Origin of the sequence: Enterococcus sp. C46 (genome assembly GCF_040887565.1) — a bacterium.
GTDB classification, from domain to species: domain Bacteria; phylum Bacillota; class Bacilli; order Lactobacillales; family Enterococcaceae; genus Enterococcus_B; species Enterococcus_B lactis.
Genome location: NZ_JBFOGA010000009.1, coordinates 17,729 through 37,798 on the forward strand (window position 1 = coordinate 17,729; position 20,070 = coordinate 37,798).

The window sequence follows — 20,070 nt, forward strand, 5'->3', positions numbered from 1 at the left end:
GGTTGTTCGTGAAAACGCCCTCTTTTCTGTTATAACACTGTTTTTAATAAAAAAATGTTTGCCGTTTCACAAATAAAAAACAGTGAAAACGATTGAAATTTTGTCAATTGTTCGATAGAATTAAACAGGTGAAAAAATTGTTATAATATATCTAGAAATGAGGTGCACCATGTTACCAGAAAAAATGGAACAAGGGTTCAATCAGAACCTGGAAGCTATTCAGCTTTTACAGAATGCATTGGGAACTTCCTTTTTAGAAGCCTATGTCGAAAATGCAGAAAATCTAATAGATGATTATCAAGTACGTGTGGTGGATGGAGTGCCGACAAAAGAGACAACACAACGGATCACAGCTCTTTATGAAGAGTTGAAAAAACTTTCTTTCGAGCCAGAAGAATGGCGCAGATTGTCTCAATTGCTTTTATTGAAGGGCAACCAGACAGAACATCTGCAGGCGAACCATCAACTCACTCCTGATAGTATCGGTTTTTTATTTGTTTTTCTTATTGAACAACTATACACAAATAAAAAGGAACCAGTTAAGATTCTGGATATTGCGGCAGGAATGGGCAACTTGTTATTAACAGTTCTTTTAAACCTATCGAATGCGGGGTATCAAACAGAAGGATTTGGTGTGGATATTGATGATACATTGTTGGCTGTGGCAGCTTCTACAAGTGATTTGACACAAGCAAATGTTCAATACTTCCATCAAGACGGGTTGCAGGATTTATTAATCGATCCTGTCGATTTTGCAATCAGCGATTTGCCGATCGGTTATTATCCGAATGACGAAAAAGCAAAAGAATTTTTAACAAGTACTGAAGAAGGCCACAGTTATGCACATCATTTATTGCTGGAGCAATCAATGAAATACGTGAAGCCGGATGGTTTTGGTTTGTTTTTGATGCCAAGCGGTTTTTTAGAAACGGATCAAAGCGAAGAAATCAAAAAATGGTTTAAAGAAGAAGGCTATCTTCAAGGAATGATTCAATTGCCAGATGAGTTGTTCCGCAACAAACAATCACAAAAAAGTATTTTGATCTTACAGAAAAAAGGACCACAAGCAAAACAAGTAAAAGAAGTGTTGCTTGTGAAACTTGCTTCACTAAAAGAACCAGAGAAGGTGACGGAATTTTTCAACGAGTTTAAAAACTGGAAATCATCTGCTCTGTAATCATTCAACGAGAAGGAGAGTCATATGTCTAAAACAATTGCAATCAATGCTGGAAGTTCAAGTTTGAAGTGGCAATTATATCAAATGCCAGAAGAAACCGTAGTTGCGAAAGGAATCGTCGAACGTATCGGTTTACAAGATTCTATTTTTACAATCAAGTACGGCGATAGTCAAAAATTCGAACAAATCATGGATATCGAAAACCACGAAGTAGCAGTAAAAATGCTGTTAGATCAGTTGATTGAACTGCAAATTTTAAGTTCTTATGATGAAATCACCGGTGTAGGGCACCGTGTTGTTCACGGAGGAGAAACTTATGGGGATTCAGTAGTGATCAATGAGGGAGTAATGGACCGCATTGCTGAATTAGCAGAATTTGCTCCTTTGCATAACCCTGCTAACCTGATGGGAATCAAAGCCTTTAAAAAGATTTTACCTGACATTTTGAGCGTAGCTGTATTTGATACATCTTTTCACTCAACAATGCCAAAGCAAAATTATTTATACAGCTTGCCAGTGTCTTATTACGAAGATTTCAAAGTAAGAAAATATGGCTTCCACGGCACAAGCCATCGTTATGTATCGGAACGTGCAGCAAAATTATTGAATAAACCGATTGAAGATTTAAAAATCATTACTTGCCACTTAGGAAACGGAGTATCAATCACAGCTGTAAATGGTGGTAAATCCATGGATACTTCTATGGGATTCACGCCATTAGCTGGTGTAACAATGGGTACGCGTTCAGGCGATATCGATCCGGCTGTTCTTCCATACTTAATGGAAAAATTAGAGATTGATATTGATGAAATGATCAATGTTTTGAATAAGAAATCTGGTTTGCTAGGCCTAACAGGATTGTCTAGCGATATGCGTGATCTTGAAAAAAACTATGAAAAAGAACACATTCGTTTAGCTTATGATATCTTCGTGGATCGCATCCGAAAATATATCGGCGGATACGTGACAACGATGAATGGTGTCGATGCAATCGTCTTTACTGCTGGTATCGGCGAAAATGACGGACATGTACGCAACGAAATCATTAAAGGTATGTCTTGGTTTGGCTGTGAAATCGATCCAGCGTTGAATGAATTGCATGGTGAAGAAGTAGATATCTCTACAAAAGAATCAAAAGTAAGAGTATTAGTGATTCCAACAGATGAAGAACTAATGATTGCCCGTGACGTGGAGCGTTTGCGCGGCTAAAAATACACGCGTGTTCTCTTTAGAAAATGGATAATTTTATATCCGTTTTCTAAGAGGACATGCTTTTTTATTTTTTACACAGAAGGAGCTGAATATAAAGAAGTGAGTGAATCCAAGTATTCTATGAATCGTGAGAGGAAAGACGCTCAATAAGCGACTTTATTTTTTGAAGAGCAAAAAAAGCTGTGTCCAGACAAGTGATCTTCAAAAGTTTTACTTTTGAGATCCCCTCTGAAACACAGCTTTTTATCAATTAGTCTTTTTTAGGAGGCAATTGGTTTTCTAAATCAGTTCGAACAACAAGCACATCGCAAGCCGCGTTTCTAATAACATATTCAGAAACAGAACCAATAAATAAACGTTCTACAGCATTCAATCCTGTAGCTCCTAACATAATCAAGTCTACTTGATTATCTTCTGGGATTTCTTTCGCAATAATTTGTTTTGGTGAGCCATATTCTACAACAGAGGTTACATTATTCAAGCCAGCTTTCTTCGCGTTGCTTTCATAATCTGCCAATGTTTGCTTTGCCATTTCAGTAGCTTGTTCTGCCAACATTCCATCAAAAGATGAAACGGTTTGGAAAGAACGTGTGTCAATGACATGTGCTAATAGAAGTTCTCCATTATTTCGGATAGCTACATTGACCGCCTTTTTAAAAGCTAATTCAGCTTCATCAGAACCATCCACGGCAACCATGATTTTTTTGTATTGTTGTAACATAAGCATTCACTCCTCAAGTCAATCGTGTTGTACTCTTTTATTGTAGAACAATTTGTGGAAAAAGAGAATTATTTACTGCTTTGGTTCAGCAATTTTTTTTGCAAAGCAGATACTGAAGGTGGCAGAAACGAGAATCACAATCAATAAAAAGATCAAAGCGATGAAGCGTTGATTGAAAAAAGCGGCTAAAACACCCATAACGCCTAAAACAGCATACGCAGCTCCATAAAATTGTAGGAATCCTTGATTTTTGTCATTTTTCTTGATCAATACAAAAAAGATATCCTGTTTATTAAATAAATAATAGCTAACGAATAATAATAGTAAAGTGGCGATAATCATCAAAATCCTAATCATGAACAAATCCTCCAAAATAAGCAACAAATAGAAAAAGCAATTTGCCAAGAGCAAATTGCTTTATTCTTTAAAAGATGGTAATCTCCGTTAATGCCGTTATTTGTCCTGTAGTATTGATCCCGCGAATTCAAGCAGGTGGGTCCCATGGTCGTAGCTTCGAACTACCAAATGATAAGGCATGTTACCAGCAGTGACACAAGACGGGTCCCAAGATATCAATAAAAATGTTCGGTCAACACACAAAGAGGACAATTCGAACATCACAGATTTCCCATCTCTATAGTAGCATATGAATTTAAAAAGAGCAATGAGAGAGCTCGCAGAAATAGAACCGTTTTCTTGTTTAATTTTTTAGGGGATGTTTTTTCCACTCTTTTATGCGGTAATACTGTTGACCTAGCGCCTGTTCATATTTTCCTGTATCCTTTGGCTGATAATATTGAGCATTTTTTAACCTATCTGGTAAATATTGCTGATTGACCCAAGCATGATCGAAATGATGAGGATACTGATAACCCACACCGCGGTTGAGGGATTTCGCACCTTTATAATGGCTATCTCTCAAATGGTCGGGAACATCACCAGCTTTGCCCTCTCGAATATCAGCAAGTGCTGCATCTAATGCCATATAGGCAGAATTGGATTTTGGCGACAAGCAAAGATCAACGACGACATCTGCTAGCGGGATACGTGCCTCAGGTAACCCTAATCGTTCAGCAGCTAATACAGCGTTTACTGTACGCGCAGCAGCAGCAGGATTGCCTAAACCTATATCTTCATAACCGATAACCATCAGGCGACGACAAATACTTGCCAGATCACCTGCTTCAACTAGACGGGCGAGATAATGAAGGGCAGCATCCACATCACTTCCGCGAATCGATTTTTGAAACGCTGAAATAACGTCATAATGAGCATCTCCATTTTTGTCATGGGTAAGAGCTTTTCTTTGGACACATTCTTCGATAATCGACAGAGTAAGATGAATCTTTCCTTCTTTATCTGGAGGAGTCGATCGTGCAGCCAGTTCCAACCCATTCAAAGCACTCCGCAAATCGCCATTCGTTGCACGAGAAAGGTGAAGAAGAGCCTCTTCATCTAACTGGATTGCTTGTTGACCAAGACCGCGTTCCTTATCCTTTAAGGCGTGTTTCACTGCCAACTGGATGTCTTGCTCTGTTAATGGCTTGACTTCAAAAATCTGTGTGCGGCTGCGGATCGCTGGATTGATAGTAATATAAGGATTTTCAGTAGTCGCTCCGATCAAGATGATTCGGCCACTTTCTAAATGAGGAAGCAGAAAATCCTGTTTTGTTTTATCTAATCGGTGTACTTCATCCAATAAGAGGATCACAGTACCACTCATTTTAGCTTCTTCCGCTACAACCTGCAGCTCTTTTTTTGAATCTGTAGCCGCGTTCAGCATGCGAAATGCATAATTAGTAGAACCGGCAATCGCACTTGCGATACTCGTTTTTCCAGTACCAGGAGGCCCATATAAAATCATGGAAGAAAGCATACGAGCATCGACCATGCGGCGTATGATTTTTCCTTCACCGACTAGATGTTGCTGACCAACGACTTCATCGATCGTTCGAGGTCGCATGCGATAAGCCAATGGCTGTTGCATAGGATTTTCCTCCTTCTTGTTTTTACGTTCCTTAATTATAACATATTTAGTAATATAGCTAGAAAGAACAGCCTTCTGTTGTTTTGTTTTCATAGCTTATCCAACTAATATTGTGTATGATAAAGTAGGTGAGAAAAATGACGGATAAACAAAAGATAGATGAATTTTTTTGGAATAAAACGACGCCGGAAGTAGCGCGGGATTTATTGGGGATGTATTTGGAGCATGACACACCTGAAGGAAGATTAGCTGGATATATTGTAGACGCGGAAGCATACTTAGGTCCAGAAGACGAGGCCGCCCATAGCTATGGTTTAAGAAGAACACCACGTGTGCGGGCAATGTATGAAAAACCAGGTACAATCTACCTTTACACGATGCATACTCATCGGATTTTGAACATCATCACTCAGCCAGAAGGGATTCCTCAAGGAGTAATGATACGTGCAATTGAACCAGCTACAATGATTGAACAAATGAGTAAAAATCGTGGTGGAAAAACTGGTCCAGATATCAGCAACGGCCCTGGAAAATTAGTGGAAGCATTAGCAATTCCTAAAGAACTCTACGGACAATCTATAGCAGATAGTTCATTACGTTTAGTTTTTGAGAAAAAGAAGATACCAAAAAAAATCGATGCTTTGCCTAGGATCGGTATCCCGAACAAAGGAGAATGGACAGAAAAGCCGTTGCGTTTTGTTGTGTCTGGCAATCCATATATCTCTTTACAAAGAAAAAACCAAATCGAGGAAGATTGGGGTTGGAGGAAAGAAAATGAAAAAGAAGGATCTATTAACATACTTAGATGAAATAATCGAAAAACAAGTGACGGACTATGATGTGGCTTTAGATTGGGATACAAAAAATCATACGATCGAAATCGTTGTTCGTTTGTTTGCGGAAAATAAAGCACAATTTGAGATTGATGATGCAGAAGGGATCGTTTCGCAAGAACCAATTATCGAATTTGAAGATGGCGTACTCCTTTTTAATCCTCAGAAATCTGTTTTTGATGAACAAAATTATCTAGCGGTAATCCCCTATGAAGGAAAAAAAGGATTGGCAAAATCAGTAGCTGATTCTTTAGTGGAATATTTGAATGAAGTATTAGCACAAGGGCAAAGTGATTTGCTTGATTTTTTAGATGAAGATGATGACGAAGCTGTATTCGAACTCCATTGGGATAATCAGAAACTAGCAGAGTTAGTAGAAGCAAAACAGCAAAATGAAATAGAGACTTATTTACCGTACCCAAGTTATTAAGGAGTGACAGACATGAAATGGAATGAAGTAAAAGTAGAAACCGAAAGTGAAGCAGTCGAAGCGGTCGCTAATATTTTGATGGAGGCAGGAGCGAGTGGTGTTGCGATTGAAGACTCTTTAGATGTTGAACATTTTCAATCGGATCAATATGGTGAAATTTTAGATAAAAATGATTTTACATCGTTGAAAGAAGGCGCGCTAGTCATGGCTTATTTTCCAGAAACGACTTTTTTACCGGAAATCTTGCCTTTTATCAAAGATCGTATCACGCAATTGCCTGAGTTTGGTCTAGCGATTGGAAAAAACAAAGTAACTGTTAGCGAAGTAGAGGAAAGCAATTGGGCAACAGCATGGAAGAAATATTATCATCCGGTGCGTATTACACGAATGCTGACGGTTGCGCCAAGCTGGGAAAACTATCAGACAGAAGATCCTCTAGAAAAAATCATCACATTAGATCCAGGCATGGCGTTTGGAACAGGCACCCATCCGACGACTTCTTTGTCATTGACAGCACTAGAAACAGTATTGCGTGGTGGCGAAACATTGCTAGATGTTGGAACTGGTTCGGGTGTACTAAGTATTGCAGCAAAATATCTTGGTGCGAAAGATGTCTATGCCTTTGATTTAGACGAAGTAGCTGTTCGTTCAGCGAAAGAAAATATGGATATGAATGAAGTAGCTAAAGATGTTCACGTATCAGCTAATGATCTTTTGAAAGGAATCGAGATTGAAAGTGATGTAATCGTTGCGAACATTTTAGCAGATATCATCTTATTGATGATCCCGGATGCATGGCGTTTACTAAAACAAACAGGGACATTGATCGTTTCAGGAATCATTGAAGAGAAAAAGCAAATGGTTCTAGATGCTATGATAGAACAAGGATTCATCGTGGATCAAATTTTCCAACAAAAAGACTGGTATGCAATTATTTTGAAAAAACCAGAGGTGGAATAGATGCAGCGATATTTTTTGAAAGAATCGTATGAACCAAAAGACCATTTTATTTTAAAAGGGGAAACCTATCATCACATTGTACGGGTTATGAGAATGGAACCGAAAGATGAAGTTTTTTTGGCATTCAATGATCAGATAGCCATTGTTGCAGAAATCACAAAAATCACCGAAGATGCTGTTTATCTGAAAGAAATTAAAAAAGAAGAAAACCAAAAGGAACTGCCAAGTTCGATAACCATAGCTAGCGGCTATCCTAAAGGAGAAAAATTGGATTGGGTTATTCAGAAGTCCACTGAATTAGGCGCACAAGCTTTTATTGGTTTTCCGGCATCAGCCTCTGTGGTTAAATGGGATGCAAAGAAACGTATGAAGCGACAACAACGGCTTGAAAAGATTGCTCAAGAAGCAGCGGAACAATCCCATCGGCAAATCGTGCCCTCAGTAGAGTTACTGGAAACGAAACGTGACTTATTTGAACGGTTAGATGATTATGATGTAGTCTTGGTTGCTTATGAGGAATCAGCAAAACAAGGCGAAAAATCAAATGTAGCCAAAATTCTTAGTGAAACAAAACCGGGCAGTCGAATCTTAGCTGTCTTTGGACCAGAAGGCGGCTTGTCCCACGAGGAAATCGATTATTTCGTAGAACACAAAGGGATACTATGTGGATTAGGACCAAGAATCCTTCGTACAGAAACAGCGCCTCTTTATTTATTAAGTGCTGCTAGCTATCAATGGGAGTTAATGGATCCCTCTCATAGCTAACATTTTTCATCAATAAAAGAGTATCGACGGAAAGAATTGAAAAAATAGGGAACAATTTGTATAATAGAAACAATTATTTGTACAATGAATACGAAAAATTGTTTGAAAAAGCTTTTTAAAAGCGAACATTTCCGTAAAAAAATGTATAACTTCACGGATTTTGGGGCAACTATCAAACAGATATTTGTCCCGATTCCTGTTTTACCGAAAAAGAAAGGGGGATCGATTCCTGTGCCAAAAGAAGAAATTTTAACGGGTCCCGGTGTCATAAAGCTCGTTAGTCAATATATGGGGCCCGAACATGTAGCATTTGTTGAGAAAGCATGCGAATATGCGACTGCTGCACATGACGGACAGTTTAGAAAATCAGGAGAACCCTACATTATCCATCCTATCCAAGTCGCAGGTATATTAGCAGATTTAAAAATGGACCCCCACACAGTGGCTACTGGCTTCTTGCATGATGTTGTTGAAGATACAGAAGTCACCTTAGAAGATCTGAGAGAAGAATTTGGCGATGATGTCGCTATGTTAGTAGACGGAGTAACCAAATTAGGGAAAATAAAATACAAATCCCACGAAGAGCAGCTAGCAGAAAACCATCGAAAGATGCTGCTGGCAATGGCTCAAGATTTACGCGTTATCATGGTCAAATTAGCTGATAGACTACATAACATGCGTACGTTGAAACATCTGCGAGAAGATAAGCAAAGAAGGATTGCCCAAGAAACTTTAGAAATCTATGCACCTCTTGCACATCGTTTAGGTATCAGCCGAATCAAATGGGAATTAGAAGATACAGCACTTCGTTATCTTAATCCAAAACAGTATTACCGTATCGTTCATTTGATGCAGACGAAGCGAGAAGAACGTGAAAAATACGTGAATGGTACTGTTGAGGATATTCGAGTAGCAACAGAAGAGCTAGGGATTTTTGCAGAGATCTATGGACGGCCAAAACATATTTATTCGATCTATCGTAAAATGAAAGACCAGAAAAAGCAATTCAACGAAATCTATGACTTGCTAGCCATTCGAGTAATCGTAGATTCAATCAAGGATTGTTATGCTGTATTAGGTGCGATCCACACAAAATGGAAACCAATGCCTGGCAGATTCAAGGACTATATTGCCATGCCGAAAGCTAATATGTACCAATCTTTGCATACTACAGTGATTGGTCCGGCAGGAAATCCAGTAGAAATCCAAATCCGTACACAGGAAATGCATGAAATCGCTGAATTTGGGGTGGCTGCGCACTGGGCGTATAAAGAAGGAAAAAATGAAAAAGTAGAACCAGATGGTATGACGAAACAATTAAGTTGGTTCCATGAGATACTTGAACTCCAAGATGAAAGCTATGATGCCTCTGAATTTATGGAAGGTGTAAAAGGAGATATCTTTAGTGATAAAGTCTATGTCTTCACGCCAAAAGGAGACGTTACTGAGCTGCCAAAAGGATCTGGACCACTGGACTTTGCATACAGTATCCATACAGATATCGGTAATAAAACCACTGGTGCAAAAGTAAATGGCAAAATGGTGCAACTTGATTACAAATTAAAAAACGGGGATATCATAGAAATCATGACTTCTCCAAATTCATTTGGTCCAAGTCGTGACTGGTTGAAATTGGTGGCAACTAGCAAAGCAAGAAATAAGATCAAGCGTTTCTTCAAAGCACAAGATCGGGAAGAAAATGTGATCAAAGGTCACGAGTCTGTGGTCAAGTGTATTACAGATTTAGGGTTTACACCTAAAGATATTTTGACAAAAAACAAACTTCAAGAAGCACTTGATCGTTTTAACTATCAATCAGAAGATGATCTATATGCAGCTGTAGGATATGGGGAAGTCAGTCCTTTGACAATGGCCAATCGTCTGACAGAAAAAGAACGGAAAGAACAAAAAATCGAGCAGCAAAAGCAAGAAGCAGAAGAAATCATGAATCAGCCGAAAAAAGAACCTGAGAAAATGAAAGTACGTCATGAAGGTGGCGTTGTCATTCAAGGGGTAGAAAACTTACTGATTCGTATCAGCCGATGCTGTAATCCGATTCCTGGTGATGATATCGTTGGCTACATCACTAAAGGCAGAGGGATATCCATCCATCGTCGAGATTGTCCGAATGTTCAGCCTGATAAACCAAATGTAGCAGAACGTTTGATTGAAGTCGAATGGGAAGATACATCGAATACACGAAAAGAGTACGATGCAGACTTGGAAATCTACGGCTATAACCGTTCAGGCTTATTGAATGATGTACTTCAAACAGTCAATGCGCTGACGAAAAATCTCAACAGCGTCGAAGCTCGGACGAATAAAGATAAAATGGCGACAATCCATTTGACGGTTGGTATCCAGAATTTGTCCCACCTAAAAAGTATCGTGGATAAAATCAAAGCAGTACCTGATGTCTACAGTGTACGCCGGATGAATGGATAGGAGGGCCAGATATGAGAGCAGTCATTCAACGGGTGAGTCAAGCGGCAGTGTCAGTTGATCAGCAAGAGATTGGAAAAATTGGCTGTGGCCTACTCGTTTTATTAGGTATCCATGAAACAGATACGCCAAAAGATGTGGAATATCTAGTAAAAAAAATCGCACAAATGCGTATTTTTGAAGATGATCAAGGAAAAATGAATATTAGTGTAGAAGACGTAGGAGGTCAAATTTTAAGTGTCTCTCAATTCACACTATTTGCGGATACGAAAAAAGGAAATCGACCAAGTTTTGTGGAAGCCGCACGACCAGAAATAGCTATTCCTTTATACGAATCGTTCAATGAAGGAATCAGAAGTCGCGGCATCACAGTCGCTACCGGACAATTCGGAGCAGATATGTCGATTTCTCTCGTCAATGATGGACCTGTAACGATTATTATTGATTCTAAAAACAAATAAAGTCAGTTGGTTTTCATCAATAAGAAATATAAATCAAGTCGTTTAAGTTAGACTGAAAAACTCTAACTTAAGCGACTTTTTTCTCGTCTATAAAAAGCGCTTCTTTTGTCAGCAGTCAGAAAAAAAGTTAAGCTTAAATTATACAAGTTATTTTTGGGAGGTTGCTGAAGATGAAAGAAGTACCAGTAATAGATGTCAAAATCACGGATCTAAAAAGATTGTATCAAAAGGGATACAATATGTTGGAGGAGTTACGTCATGAAGCAGACGCTCCCGTTGTCAAAGCAAAGATTTTCAATAAAGAAGCTATTGTGATCTACGGATCGTCAGCGGCAAAAATATTTTATGACCCAAGAAATTTCAAACGAAAAGGTGCTATGCCAAAATTAGTGTTGAAGACACTTTTTGGTCAAGATGGAGTACAGACTTTGGATGGAGCTGCCCATCATCATCGGAAAAATATTTTTATGGATCTGATGACCCCCGAAAGAATGGAAGATTATCATCGTATCTTAGATAAGAACCTGACGCAAGCACTTGAAACACAGCATGGTCAATTTGAATTATTTGATTTAAGCAAGATGGTTTTCTTTACATCGATTTGTGAGTGGGCAGGTATCAATTTATCTTTGCTTTCTAAGGATGAAGTCAAAAAATTAGCAGAATATCAAATCTCTATGATCAGCGGAACGTTTACTTCTCCGATTGATCACATAAAAGGTGTCGAAAATCGCAAAAAATCAGAAAAATGGGCGCAAGGCTTGATTGAAGAAGCTCGGCAAAATCCTGTGGCTGGAAAAGAAAATGTGGCATTATATGCTTTTGCCAATGCCACAGATTTAGATGGTCAGCTTTTGCCTCTGGAAGTAGCAGCTGTTGAATTATTGAACATCATCCGTCCAACGGTTGCTCTAACTGTGTGGGCGGCGTTGATGGGACACGCGCTTTTCAGCAGACCTGATTTGTACCAACAATTGAAAAACGACTTTTCTACGTTGCAAGATCCGTTCATTCAAGAAATGAGACGCTATTATCCGTTCTTTCCGATGTTACCTGCGATTTCTCTGAAAGAAGTAGAAGTCGATGGTTATCGTATACCAGAAGATAGCTGGGTCATTCTAGATTTATATGGAACAGATCATGATGAACGAACGGTTGAAGCACCAGACTCCTTTATGATCAAACGATATTTAGGAAAAGCAAAAGATATTTCATATAAAGAAGAATATGAGATGATTGCCCAAGGTGGAGGAAACTTTCGACAAATGCATCGCTGCGCAGGAGAATGGATCACTCTCCACAGCCTACGTGTGTTTTCTGATCAGCTAGTAAACAAGTTTGAATTCTCTGTACCTGAACAAGATTGGACGATCCCATTCAATCAGTTTCCGACTTATCCAAATAGCCGAGCGCTACTTTATAAGAATTAGATTAGTATAAACTTATCGAAAAAAGGAAGATCAGCACTGTTTGATCTTCCTTTTTTCATACTACTATAAGTGGATAAGGTCAATTGCTCAAAATCCGTGAAATGCTTCATCAATGGTTTGATAATCCTCACTGGATAAATGCAAATCTAAAGCTTGGACATTATCAGAGACTTGCTCTGGACGTTTAGCTCCGGGTATGACTACAGACACTCTTGGATTCTTCATATACCAGGCTAGAACAAGTTGCGTAGGGGTGGCTTGGTATCTTTTAGCAATGGGGCGAAGTATGTCGACAGCGGCTAAAATTTCTTTGAAACGTTCTCCTTGAAAATCCGGATTGCTTTTTCGAGGATCTCCTTCGCCGAATTGTTTTTCCTGACCACGTTCATATTTTCCTGTCAGTAAACCGGAAGCAAGAGGAAAATAGGGGACAAAGCTGATTTTGTTTTTTTCAAGATAAGGAAATAATTCTTTTTCAGCCTCCCGATGGATCAAACTGTATTTATCTTCTACTACATCGACATATCCATCTGCATTCGCTTCTTTCAATTGTTCTAACGTGAAGTTCGATACACCAACTGCTCGGATTTTTCCTGCTTCTTTCAATTCATGCAATGCAGCAACTGCTTCATTTTTTGGTGTGCTTTTATCCGGAAAGTGGATATAAAAAATGTCGATGTAATCAGTTTGCAGACGTTTCAGTGCGTCTTCCACCGATTGTTTGAGAAATTCGGGTGAATTGTCAAATGTTCGTCCTTTATTTGGCACATGAGCAGCTTTTGTAGCAATGACGATACGTGAACGATCATATTCTTTTTCCTTCAATACCTCACCGATCAGTTCTTCAGAACGGCCGTTTCCATAAGCATAGGCGGTATCGATCAAATTGATTCCGCTATTCAAAGCTGTACGAACCACTTGTTTTCCTGTCTCGTCTTCCAAACCGTCAAAAAGATTGTGTCCCCCAACGGCATTTGCTCCTAGTCCAAGCTGTTCTGCGTAGACTTGTGAATGTCCGATTCTTATTTCTGCCATAGCTGATTCCTCCTTTTTTTCTAGTCTAAAACAAAAGAACAAAAAGCTGAACTAAAATGTTTTTGTGAGGGAAAATAGTCAGATAACTCTTGACTTTGAGATTGGTTTTTAGTAGGTTATAAGTAATATCGAAATGTCAATGAAAGAGCGAGTAAGTTTTTGAAACTTTACAAGAGAGGATCATCGAGGCTGAAAATGATCCAAAGTTTCATTAGCCCAAAGACACTCTGGAGATGGACGAGTGAAAAGCCGTCCCGCGTACGAGCGTTATTCGTAAGAGGAAAGAGAAATCTTTCAAAATTAGGTGGTACCGTGTATGAATTTCATTCACCCTTGTTCAAGATGAACAAGGGTGATTTTTTTATTTACATAGCTAAGAAAGGGAGAGAAAACTATGAGTTTCCAAAGACCAAAAGGAACAAATGATATTTTGCCAGGCGAATCAGAAAAATGGCAGTTTGTCGAAGAAACAGCACGTTTATTGTTCAGAGATTATCAGTATAATGAAATGCGTACACCGATTTTTGAACATTATGAAGTGATATCCCGCAGTGTAGGTGATACGACGGATATCGTTTCAAAAGAGATGTATGATTTTTATGACAAAGGGGAACGTCATGTGACGCTTCGACCAGAAGGTACAGCGCCAATCGTTCGTTCTTTTGTTGAGCATAAATTGTTCGGTCCAGAGTATGCAAAACCGTTCAAAACTTTTTATATGGGACCAATGTTTCGCTACGAACGTCCGCAAAAAGGACGGTTACGTCAATTCCATCAGATCGGAGTAGAAGCATTTGGATCAGAGAATCCTGCAACAGATGTGGAGAGCATGGTGATGGCACTCGATTTCTTCAAACAGTTGGGAATCACGCAAATCCGTCTAGTCATCAATTCATTAGGTGATAAAGACACACGTCAAGCCTATCGTCAAGCATTAATCGACTATCTTTTACCTTTTGAAGCAGAGTTGAGTGAAGACTCTAAACGCCGTCTTCACGAAAATCCATTGCGTGTGTTGGATAGTAAGGACAAACGAGATCAAAAATTTGTAGCAGATGCGCCATCTATCTTAGATTATTTAAGCGAACCTGCTCAAAAACATTTTGATACCGTTGTTTCCATGCTGGATGCATTGGCTGTTCCTTATGAAATCGACAGTAATATGGTTCGCGGATTAGATTACTATACGCATACGATTTTTGAAATCATGAGTGACGCACCGAAAATGGGGGCACAAGCAACGATTTGCGCAGGCGGACGTTATGACAATCTAGTGGAAGAACTGGGTGGTCCTTCAACACCTGGCTTTGGATTTGCAATGGGTATCGAGCGATTACTCTTGACTATGGAAGCAGAGGAAGTAGTTATCCCTGCATTTAATGAGTTGGATGCTTATGTGGTCGCACTCGGAGACGAAACAAATATCGAAGCATTGAAAGTGGTCCAAGCGATTCGAAACTTCGGTTTTTCAGCTGATCGCGACTTCATGAACCGTAAAGCAAAAGCACAATTTAAGACAGCAGATAAAGCGAATGCCAAGTTAGTATTGGTGATCGGTGAAGATGAGCTTGCTAGCCAAACAATCAATGTCAAAGCAATGGCAAGCCGAAAAGAAAAAAGTTTTCCATTAGAAGAAATATATGAGCATTTTGATGAAGTCTATGATGAAATGACTTTATTCGAGTAGGAGGAAAAAAGAAATGGCACAAAGAACGATTTATTGCGGATTAGTTTCCGAACAACAATTAGAACAAACAGTTACATTAAAAGGATGGGTACAAAAAAGACGAGACCTTGGGGGAGTAATCTTTATCGATCTACGGGATCGTGAAGGAATCGTTCAAGTCGTCTTCAATCCTGAAATCAACAAGGAAGCATGGGAAATCGCAGATAAATGTCGCAGTGAATACGTGATCGAAGTAACTGGGGTAGTCAGAAGACGCGGTGAAAATGCAGTAAATCCTAAAATGGCCACTGGTGAATTTGAAGTGATTGCAAGTGAAATCGTGATTTTGAATCAAGCAAAAACACCGCCATTTCAAATTGAAGATGATCAAGCAATCAGTGACGAAATACGTTTGAAATATCGTTATTTGGATCTGCGACGTCCCAAAATGACTAAAAACATCAAATTGAGAAATGCGACAACAAAAGCGATTCGTCATTATTTAGACGATAATGACTTTCTAGATATTGAAACACCTTACCTAGGAAAATCTACACCAGAAGGCGCAAGAGACTACTTAGTTCCTTCACGTGTCCATGCTGGACATTTCTATGCGTTGCCGCAATCTCCTCAACTATTCAAACAATTGCTGATGAATGCTGGGTTCGACCGTTATTATCAAATCGTTCGTTGTTTCCGTGACGAAGATTTACGTGGAGATCGTCAGCCTGAATTTACGCAAGTAGATATTGAAACAACGTTCCTAACAGCAGAAGAAATCCAAACTTACACAGAAGGATTGATTGCGAAGGTAATGAAAGAAGTTCGCGGCATCGAAGTCACATTGCCATTTCCCCGTATGACCTATGATGAAGCAATGGCTCGCTACGGCAGCGACAAACCGGATACACGTTTTGAAATGGAATTGATTGATCTAAGCGAAACAGTCAAAGAAGTAGAATTCAAAGTCTTCCAAATGGCTCTTGAAAACGGCGGAGTCGTGAAAGCATTGAATGCGAAGGGCGCTGCAGATCGCTACTCACGAAAAGATATGGATCAGTTAGGACAATATGTAGGGCAATTCGGAGCTAAGGGACTTGCATGGCTGAAAGTGGAAGAAGACGGTCTGAAAGGCCCGATTGCTAAATTCATGGGAGAAGCAACAGAAGCAATCATCAAAGCAACAGATGCAGAACCAGGTGACTTGCTGATGTTTGGCGCAGATAAAAGTGAAATCGTCGCTGCTGCATTAGGGGCTATCCGAACACGTTTAGGAAAAGAATTAGGACTGATCGATGAATCAAAATTCAATTTCTTATGGGTAACTGATTGGCCTCAATTTGAATTTTCAGAAGAAGAAGGTCGATATGTCTCTGCTCACCATCCATTCACGATGCCAAAAGCAGAAGATATCCCATTACTGGCTGAAGACCCTGCAAAAGTCTATGCAGAAGCTTATGATATCGTCTTGAACGGCTATGAATTAGGTGGAGGTTCTATCCGGATCCATACTCGGGAACTTCAAGAAAAAGTGTTGAAAACTTTAGGCTTCACAAAAGAACAAATGGAAGAACAATTTGGGTTCTTGCTAACAGCTTTAGATTACGGATTCCCTCCACATGGCGGCATTGCATTAGGATTGGATCGTTTTGCAATGTTATTAGCAGGGGAAGACAATATTCGTGAAGTCATTGCCTTTCCTAAAAACGGAAAAGCAGCCGATGTGATGAGTGATGCACCAAGTATGGTTTCACCTTTACAATTGTTCGAATTGAATATTGATGTAACCAATATAGAAGAATAGCCGATAAAAAGGCAAAAAGGATTTGTCGAATCTGCTTCTTTTGGCAACCTTGATTTAATTGAAAAACACTTTATAATGAAGCCATAACATATAAAGCGGGGCTTTTCCATGAAAAAAACATTCGAAAATTGGGCTTACCATGATTACACGACCAAACTTTCGGTATCAATCGTTTATGCGTTGATTGCATCTGTCGCATTGAATTTCTTTTATCAACCAGGACATATTTATTCAAGTGGTATTACGGGCCTGGCTCAGATTTTGACGACTTTGTCAAAATCACTGATAGGGTTCGAGGTGCCGGTATCAACCACTTTGTATTTACTGAATATACCTTTGTTCGTCTTGGCGTGGTTCAAAATCGGGAAGAAGTTTACAATTTTCACTTTTATCACAGTCACTTTGACCTCCCTTTGTATCCATATTTTACCGGAAACAGTCTTATCTACCGATCCAATCATTTGTGCGTTGTTTGGTGGGGCTGTGATGGGACTAGGGATTGGGCTAGCGTTGAGAAATGGCCTATCATCGGGTGGTCTAGATATCGTGAGTATCACGATTCGTAAAAAAACAGGAAAGTCGATTGGTTCTATCTCGATCTACTTCAATGCATTGATCGTTTTTGTTGCTGGGATTCTATTTGGCTGGCAATATATGTTTTACAGTACGTTGTCTATTTTCGTCAGTGGAAAAGTAACTGATGTCGTTTATACTAAACAAAAGAAAATGCAGGTAATGATCGTAACGAAACATCCAGAAAAAGTAGTGAATGAAATCCAAAACTGTATGCGTAGAGGAATCACGATTATCAATGAAGCAGAAGGTGCTTATAAACATGATAAGCAGACAGTATTGATGACAATCGTTACACGTTACGAACTGCCTCTACTCAGAGAAGCGATGAAAGCTTCTGATCCGCAAGCTTTTGTAAGTATTGCAGAAAATGTCCAGATACTTGGGCGTTTCTACGAGGATGGCATTTAGATCGAGTTTGACAAAAATTCATGAAATACTACTGTAGACAGACATTCGTTTGTCTACAGTTTTTTTCTACCAAAGGATGGATCAGCAAATAGAAACTACTTTTTTATTTGAAATTTTCTTAAAGTTGAAAAAAAGCATGTTTATTTTTTAAAATTTATGGGATGATAGAAAAAAATAGTAGAGAAAGGACACGATTCTACTTGCTATTTTCACTTAATACCCGTATATTACGAATGAAAAAAGTTTATGAAAAGTTGGAATATTGAATGGAAAAACAAAAAAGGTTAAAAAACAGCCGCTACATCACTGGGTTTGATGGGCTCCGTTCATTAGCTGTGGTTGGTGTTATCTTCTATCACCTTCTGCCAACTAGTATGAAAGGCGGCTATTTGGGCGTTCCGATTTTTTTCGTCGTATCTGGTTATCTGATCACGGATCTGCTAAGGCAGGAATGGGAACAAAATGGAAAAATCAATATTTGGCAATTTTATGTCAGAAGAATGAAGAGACTCTATCCGGCACTCGTTTTTATGCTTGTTACAGCTTCGGCTTATATCACCTTGTTCCAGCGAGGATTGTTGAATAATCTTAGAGGAGTTGTCGTCAGCAGCTTACTGTATGTCAACAATTGGTGGCAAATCAATAACGGTTTATCTTATTTCGACCGATTTGCTAATGAATCACCGTTTACACATATCTGGTCTTTAGCGGTAGAAGGTCAAAACTATTTGGTTTGGCCAATCTTGTTTGTATTGTTGATGGTATTTGTTCGTAAAAGAAAATGGATCTTTTATACCGTGTTAGGTACATCTTTCCTCTCTGCGATCTTGATGATGATTTTGTATACACCAGGGGGCGATCCAACCCGTGTTTATTATGGAACGGACACCCGGCTGTTTTCTATATGGTTGGGGAGTGCGCTCGCTTTTGTTTGGCCAAGTACTCGTTTGAAGAAAAACATCCCGAAACAAGCAAAAAGTATCCTGAATATCGCTGGAGGAATCTCACTGCTGGCACTGATTCTTTGCTTCTTCTTTTTAGATGATCATTACAATTTCATCTATTATGGAGGGATGCTCCTAGTGAGTCTGTTATGCGTAGTACTAGTTGCAGTGACAGCACATCCTGGAGCAAGCTTGAATCGTTGGCTGACAAATCCAGTATTTACTTGGATTGGCAAACGAAGCTACGGGATTTATCTGTATCAGTTTCCAGTTATGATTTTTTATGAAGCAAAAGTGACTGATATTGCTGATCATGTTCTGTTCCATACTTTAGTAGAAATCACATTGATTTTAATCATCAGTGAACTTTCTTATCGATATGTGGAACGTCCGCTAGCACGTTTTGACTATGGTCGTACATTCCAAGTGATGAAAGGATGGTTCAGTAAACCAATCATCAGTAAGAGCAAACCATGGGTTGTTCCAGGCACATTACTTGTAGCAATTGCATTCGTTGGTTTCGTTACGGCACCGAAAAATGCTGTAACGGCCGATCAAAAACAATTGCAGGCAAAGATCGCTGAAAGTAAAAAATTAGCAGAAGAAACCAGAAACAATTCAGAAAATACCACTAGTTCCGTTGACCAAGCGATTCTTGATAAGTACGAGTTGTCTAAGGCCCAAGGAAACAAGGCACAAAAATTAGAGCTAACGGCATTTGGTGATTCAGTTATGCTAGATGCTGCAACTGATCTACAAGAGCTTTATCCAAAAGTAGTGGTAGATGGCGATGTGGGGCGACAATTATACGCCAGTGTACCGTATATTGAAAAATTAAAGGAACAAGATTTATTGAAAGACACTGTTCTAATTGGACTAGGAACGAATGGCTCATTCTCTGAAGCTCAGTTTGATAGCGTGATGGATGCAATCGGTGATCGAAAAGTATACTGGGTCAATGTCCGAGTACCGACGAAACGTTGGCAAAATGACGTGAATGCGATGCTTGAACAGATGACAAAAAAATACGACAATATGACGCTGATTGATTGGTATAGCTACAGTAATGACCATAATGACTGGTTTTATGATGATCAAGTCCATCCAAATCCTGAAGGGATGACACATTACATTCACCTAGTCAGCGAAGCCTTGCTAGGAGGAAGTTCAAGTACGAACAGCAGCGAGACAAACGTATCAGAATAATAGCTACAAAAAA

Annotated in this window: 17 protein-coding genes and 1 other RNA gene; 13 read left to right on the forward strand and 5 right to left on the reverse strand. The window is 39.2% G+C overall.

All coding sequences use genetic code 11. The features are described 5' to 3' along the window. Positions 1–169: 169 nt before the first annotated feature. Both AB3I27_RS11680 and AB3I27_RS11685 read left to right on the forward strand, forming a co-directional pair. The gene (locus AB3I27_RS11680; protein WP_002316844.1) at positions 170–1,177 is read left to right on the forward strand and encodes a class I SAM-dependent methyltransferase; all 1,008 of its coding nucleotides are present in this window, start codon (positions 170–172) and stop codon (positions 1,175–1,177) included. A 24-nt stretch (positions 1,178–1,201) separates the two neighbouring features. Further along, a complete protein-coding gene (locus AB3I27_RS11685; protein ID WP_104760277.1) occupies positions 1,202–2,386 on the forward strand; it encodes an acetate/propionate family kinase in 1,185 nt (394 codons plus the stop codon). Between the two features lie 253 nt (positions 2,387–2,639). Here the strand turns inward: AB3I27_RS11685 and AB3I27_RS11690 are convergent, their stop codons facing one another. The 4 genes from AB3I27_RS11690 to AB3I27_RS11705 all read right to left on the reverse strand — a co-directional run bounded on the left by AB3I27_RS11690 (position 2,640) and on the right by AB3I27_RS11705 (position 5,097). Further along, a complete protein-coding gene (locus tag AB3I27_RS11690; RefSeq protein WP_002335230.1) occupies positions 2,640–3,110 on the reverse strand; it encodes a universal stress protein in 471 nt (156 codons plus the stop codon). Between the two features lie 72 nt (positions 3,111–3,182). Continuing rightward, positions 3,183–3,467 (reverse strand): hypothetical protein, encoded by a 285-nt coding sequence (locus tag AB3I27_RS11695; RefSeq protein ID WP_021465204.1) that lies wholly within the window; start codon positions 3,465–3,467, stop codon positions 3,183–3,185. 77 nt (positions 3,468–3,544) lie between these two features. Next, positions 3,545–3,739, reverse strand: a non-coding RNA gene (gene ssrS, locus AB3I27_RS11700) — 6S RNA. A 71-nt stretch (positions 3,740–3,810) separates the two neighbouring features. Beyond that, positions 3,811–5,097, reverse strand: a complete 1,287-nt coding sequence (locus AB3I27_RS11705) for a replication-associated recombination protein A (protein ID WP_002314154.1) — start codon at positions 5,095–5,097, stop codon at positions 3,811–3,813. Positions 5,098–5,234: 137 nt separating this feature from the next. On the opposite strand from AB3I27_RS11705, the gene AB3I27_RS11710 reads away from it, so the two are divergent. The 7 genes from AB3I27_RS11710 (at position 5,235) to AB3I27_RS11740 (ending at position 12,418) form a co-directional block, all read left to right on the forward strand. Beyond that, positions 5,235–5,906: a DNA-3-methyladenine glycosylase gene (locus tag AB3I27_RS11710; RefSeq protein ID WP_104760276.1), complete on the forward strand. Its 672-nt coding sequence runs from the start codon at positions 5,235–5,237 to the stop codon at positions 5,904–5,906. Further along, the gene (locus tag AB3I27_RS11715; protein ID WP_002309951.1) at positions 5,872–6,360 is read left to right on the forward strand and encodes a DUF3013 family protein; all 489 of its coding nucleotides are present in this window, start codon (positions 5,872–5,874) and stop codon (positions 6,358–6,360) included. Before AB3I27_RS11710 ends, AB3I27_RS11715 begins: the two co-directional genes overlap by 35 nt. Positions 6,361–6,372: 12 nt before the next feature. Further along, a complete protein-coding gene (gene prmA / locus AB3I27_RS11720) occupies positions 6,373–7,320 on the forward strand; it encodes a 50S ribosomal protein L11 methyltransferase (RefSeq protein WP_002309952.1) in 948 nt (315 codons plus the stop codon). Beyond that, positions 7,321–8,085, forward strand: a complete 765-nt coding sequence (locus AB3I27_RS11725) for a 16S rRNA (uracil(1498)-N(3))-methyltransferase (protein ID WP_104771556.1) — start codon at positions 7,321–7,323, stop codon at positions 8,083–8,085. A gap of 231 nt (positions 8,086–8,316) precedes the next feature. Continuing rightward, the gene (locus tag AB3I27_RS11730) at positions 8,317–10,530 is read left to right on the forward strand and encodes a bifunctional (p)ppGpp synthetase/guanosine-3',5'-bis(diphosphate) 3'-pyrophosphohydrolase (protein ID WP_002314153.1); all 2,214 of its coding nucleotides are present in this window, start codon (positions 8,317–8,319) and stop codon (positions 10,528–10,530) included. Positions 10,531–10,541: 11 nt separating this feature from the next. Beyond that, positions 10,542–10,988: a D-aminoacyl-tRNA deacylase gene (dtd, locus tag AB3I27_RS11735; RefSeq protein ID WP_002291377.1), complete on the forward strand. Its 447-nt coding sequence runs from the start codon at positions 10,542–10,544 to the stop codon at positions 10,986–10,988. Positions 10,989–11,158: 170 nt separating this feature from the next. After that, positions 11,159–12,418 carry a cytochrome P450 gene (locus AB3I27_RS11740; protein ID WP_002314151.1) on the forward strand — a complete coding sequence of 420 codons (1,260 nt, stop codon included), beginning with the start codon at positions 11,159–11,161 and terminating at the stop codon, positions 12,416–12,418. Between the two features lie 87 nt (positions 12,419–12,505). Here the strand turns inward: AB3I27_RS11740 and AB3I27_RS11745 are convergent, their stop codons facing one another. Beyond that, positions 12,506–13,453: an aldo/keto reductase gene (locus AB3I27_RS11745; RefSeq protein WP_002309956.1), complete on the reverse strand. Its 948-nt coding sequence runs from the start codon at positions 13,451–13,453 to the stop codon at positions 12,506–12,508. A gap of 394 nt (positions 13,454–13,847) precedes the next feature. Here AB3I27_RS11745 and hisS point away from each other — a divergent pair, with 394 nt between their 5' ends. The 4 genes from hisS (at position 13,848) to AB3I27_RS11765 (ending at position 20,057) form a co-directional block, all read left to right on the forward strand. Next, positions 13,848–15,140 (forward strand): histidine--tRNA ligase, encoded by a 1,293-nt coding sequence (gene hisS / locus AB3I27_RS11750; protein ID WP_002291383.1) that lies wholly within the window; start codon positions 13,848–13,850, stop codon positions 15,138–15,140. 13 nt (positions 15,141–15,153) lie between these two features. After that, positions 15,154–16,923: an aspartate--tRNA ligase gene (gene aspS / locus AB3I27_RS11755; protein ID WP_002314149.1), complete on the forward strand. Its 1,770-nt coding sequence runs from the start codon at positions 15,154–15,156 to the stop codon at positions 16,921–16,923. A gap of 108 nt (positions 16,924–17,031) precedes the next feature. Continuing rightward, the gene (locus AB3I27_RS11760) at positions 17,032–17,907 is read left to right on the forward strand and encodes a YitT family protein (RefSeq protein WP_002291388.1); all 876 of its coding nucleotides are present in this window, start codon (positions 17,032–17,034) and stop codon (positions 17,905–17,907) included. A 266-nt stretch (positions 17,908–18,173) separates the two neighbouring features. Then, positions 18,174–20,057 (forward strand): acyltransferase family protein, encoded by a 1,884-nt coding sequence (locus AB3I27_RS11765; protein WP_104760273.1) that lies wholly within the window; start codon positions 18,174–18,176, stop codon positions 20,055–20,057. The last annotated feature ends 13 nt before the right edge of the window (positions 20,058–20,070 follow it).

What these genes read in the sequence shown, in the direction of transcription:
- AB3I27_RS11680 (WP_002316844.1), top strand. Translation starts at nt 170, where the DNA reads ATGTTACCAGAAAAAATGGAACAAGGGTTCAATCAGAACCTGGAAGCT.
- AB3I27_RS11685 (WP_104760277.1), top strand. Translation starts at nt 1,202, where the DNA reads ATGTCTAAAACAATTGCAATCAATGCTGGAAGTTCAAGTTTGAAGTGG.
- AB3I27_RS11690 (WP_002335230.1), bottom strand. Translation starts at nt 3,110, where the DNA reads ATGTTACAACAATACAAAAAAATCATGGTTGCCGTGGATGGTTCTGAT.
- AB3I27_RS11695 (WP_021465204.1), bottom strand. Translation starts at nt 3,467, where the DNA reads ATGATTAGGATTTTGATGATTATCGCCACTTTACTATTATTATTCGTT.
- AB3I27_RS11705 (WP_002314154.1), bottom strand. Translation starts at nt 5,097, where the DNA reads ATGCAACAGCCATTGGCTTATCGCATGCGACCTCGAACGATCGATGAA.
- AB3I27_RS11710 (WP_104760276.1), top strand. Translation starts at nt 5,235, where the DNA reads ATGACGGATAAACAAAAGATAGATGAATTTTTTTGGAATAAAACGACG.
- AB3I27_RS11715 (WP_002309951.1), top strand. Translation starts at nt 5,872, where the DNA reads ATGAAAAAGAAGGATCTATTAACATACTTAGATGAAATAATCGAAAAA.
- prmA (WP_002309952.1), top strand. Translation starts at nt 6,373, where the DNA reads ATGAAATGGAATGAAGTAAAAGTAGAAACCGAAAGTGAAGCAGTCGAA.
- AB3I27_RS11725 (WP_104771556.1), top strand. Translation starts at nt 7,321, where the DNA reads ATGCAGCGATATTTTTTGAAAGAATCGTATGAACCAAAAGACCATTTT.
- dtd (WP_002291377.1), top strand. Translation starts at nt 10,542, where the DNA reads ATGAGAGCAGTCATTCAACGGGTGAGTCAAGCGGCAGTGTCAGTTGAT.
- AB3I27_RS11740 (WP_002314151.1), top strand. Translation starts at nt 11,159, where the DNA reads ATGAAAGAAGTACCAGTAATAGATGTCAAAATCACGGATCTAAAAAGA.
- AB3I27_RS11745 (WP_002309956.1), bottom strand. Translation starts at nt 13,453, where the DNA reads ATGGCAGAAATAAGAATCGGACATTCACAAGTCTACGCAGAACAGCTT.
- hisS (WP_002291383.1), top strand. Translation starts at nt 13,848, where the DNA reads ATGAGTTTCCAAAGACCAAAAGGAACAAATGATATTTTGCCAGGCGAA.
- aspS (WP_002314149.1), top strand. Translation starts at nt 15,154, where the DNA reads ATGGCACAAAGAACGATTTATTGCGGATTAGTTTCCGAACAACAATTA.
- AB3I27_RS11760 (WP_002291388.1), top strand. Translation starts at nt 17,032, where the DNA reads ATGAAAAAAACATTCGAAAATTGGGCTTACCATGATTACACGACCAAA.
- AB3I27_RS11765 (WP_104760273.1), top strand. Translation starts at nt 18,174, where the DNA reads ATGGAAAAACAAAAAAGGTTAAAAAACAGCCGCTACATCACTGGGTTT.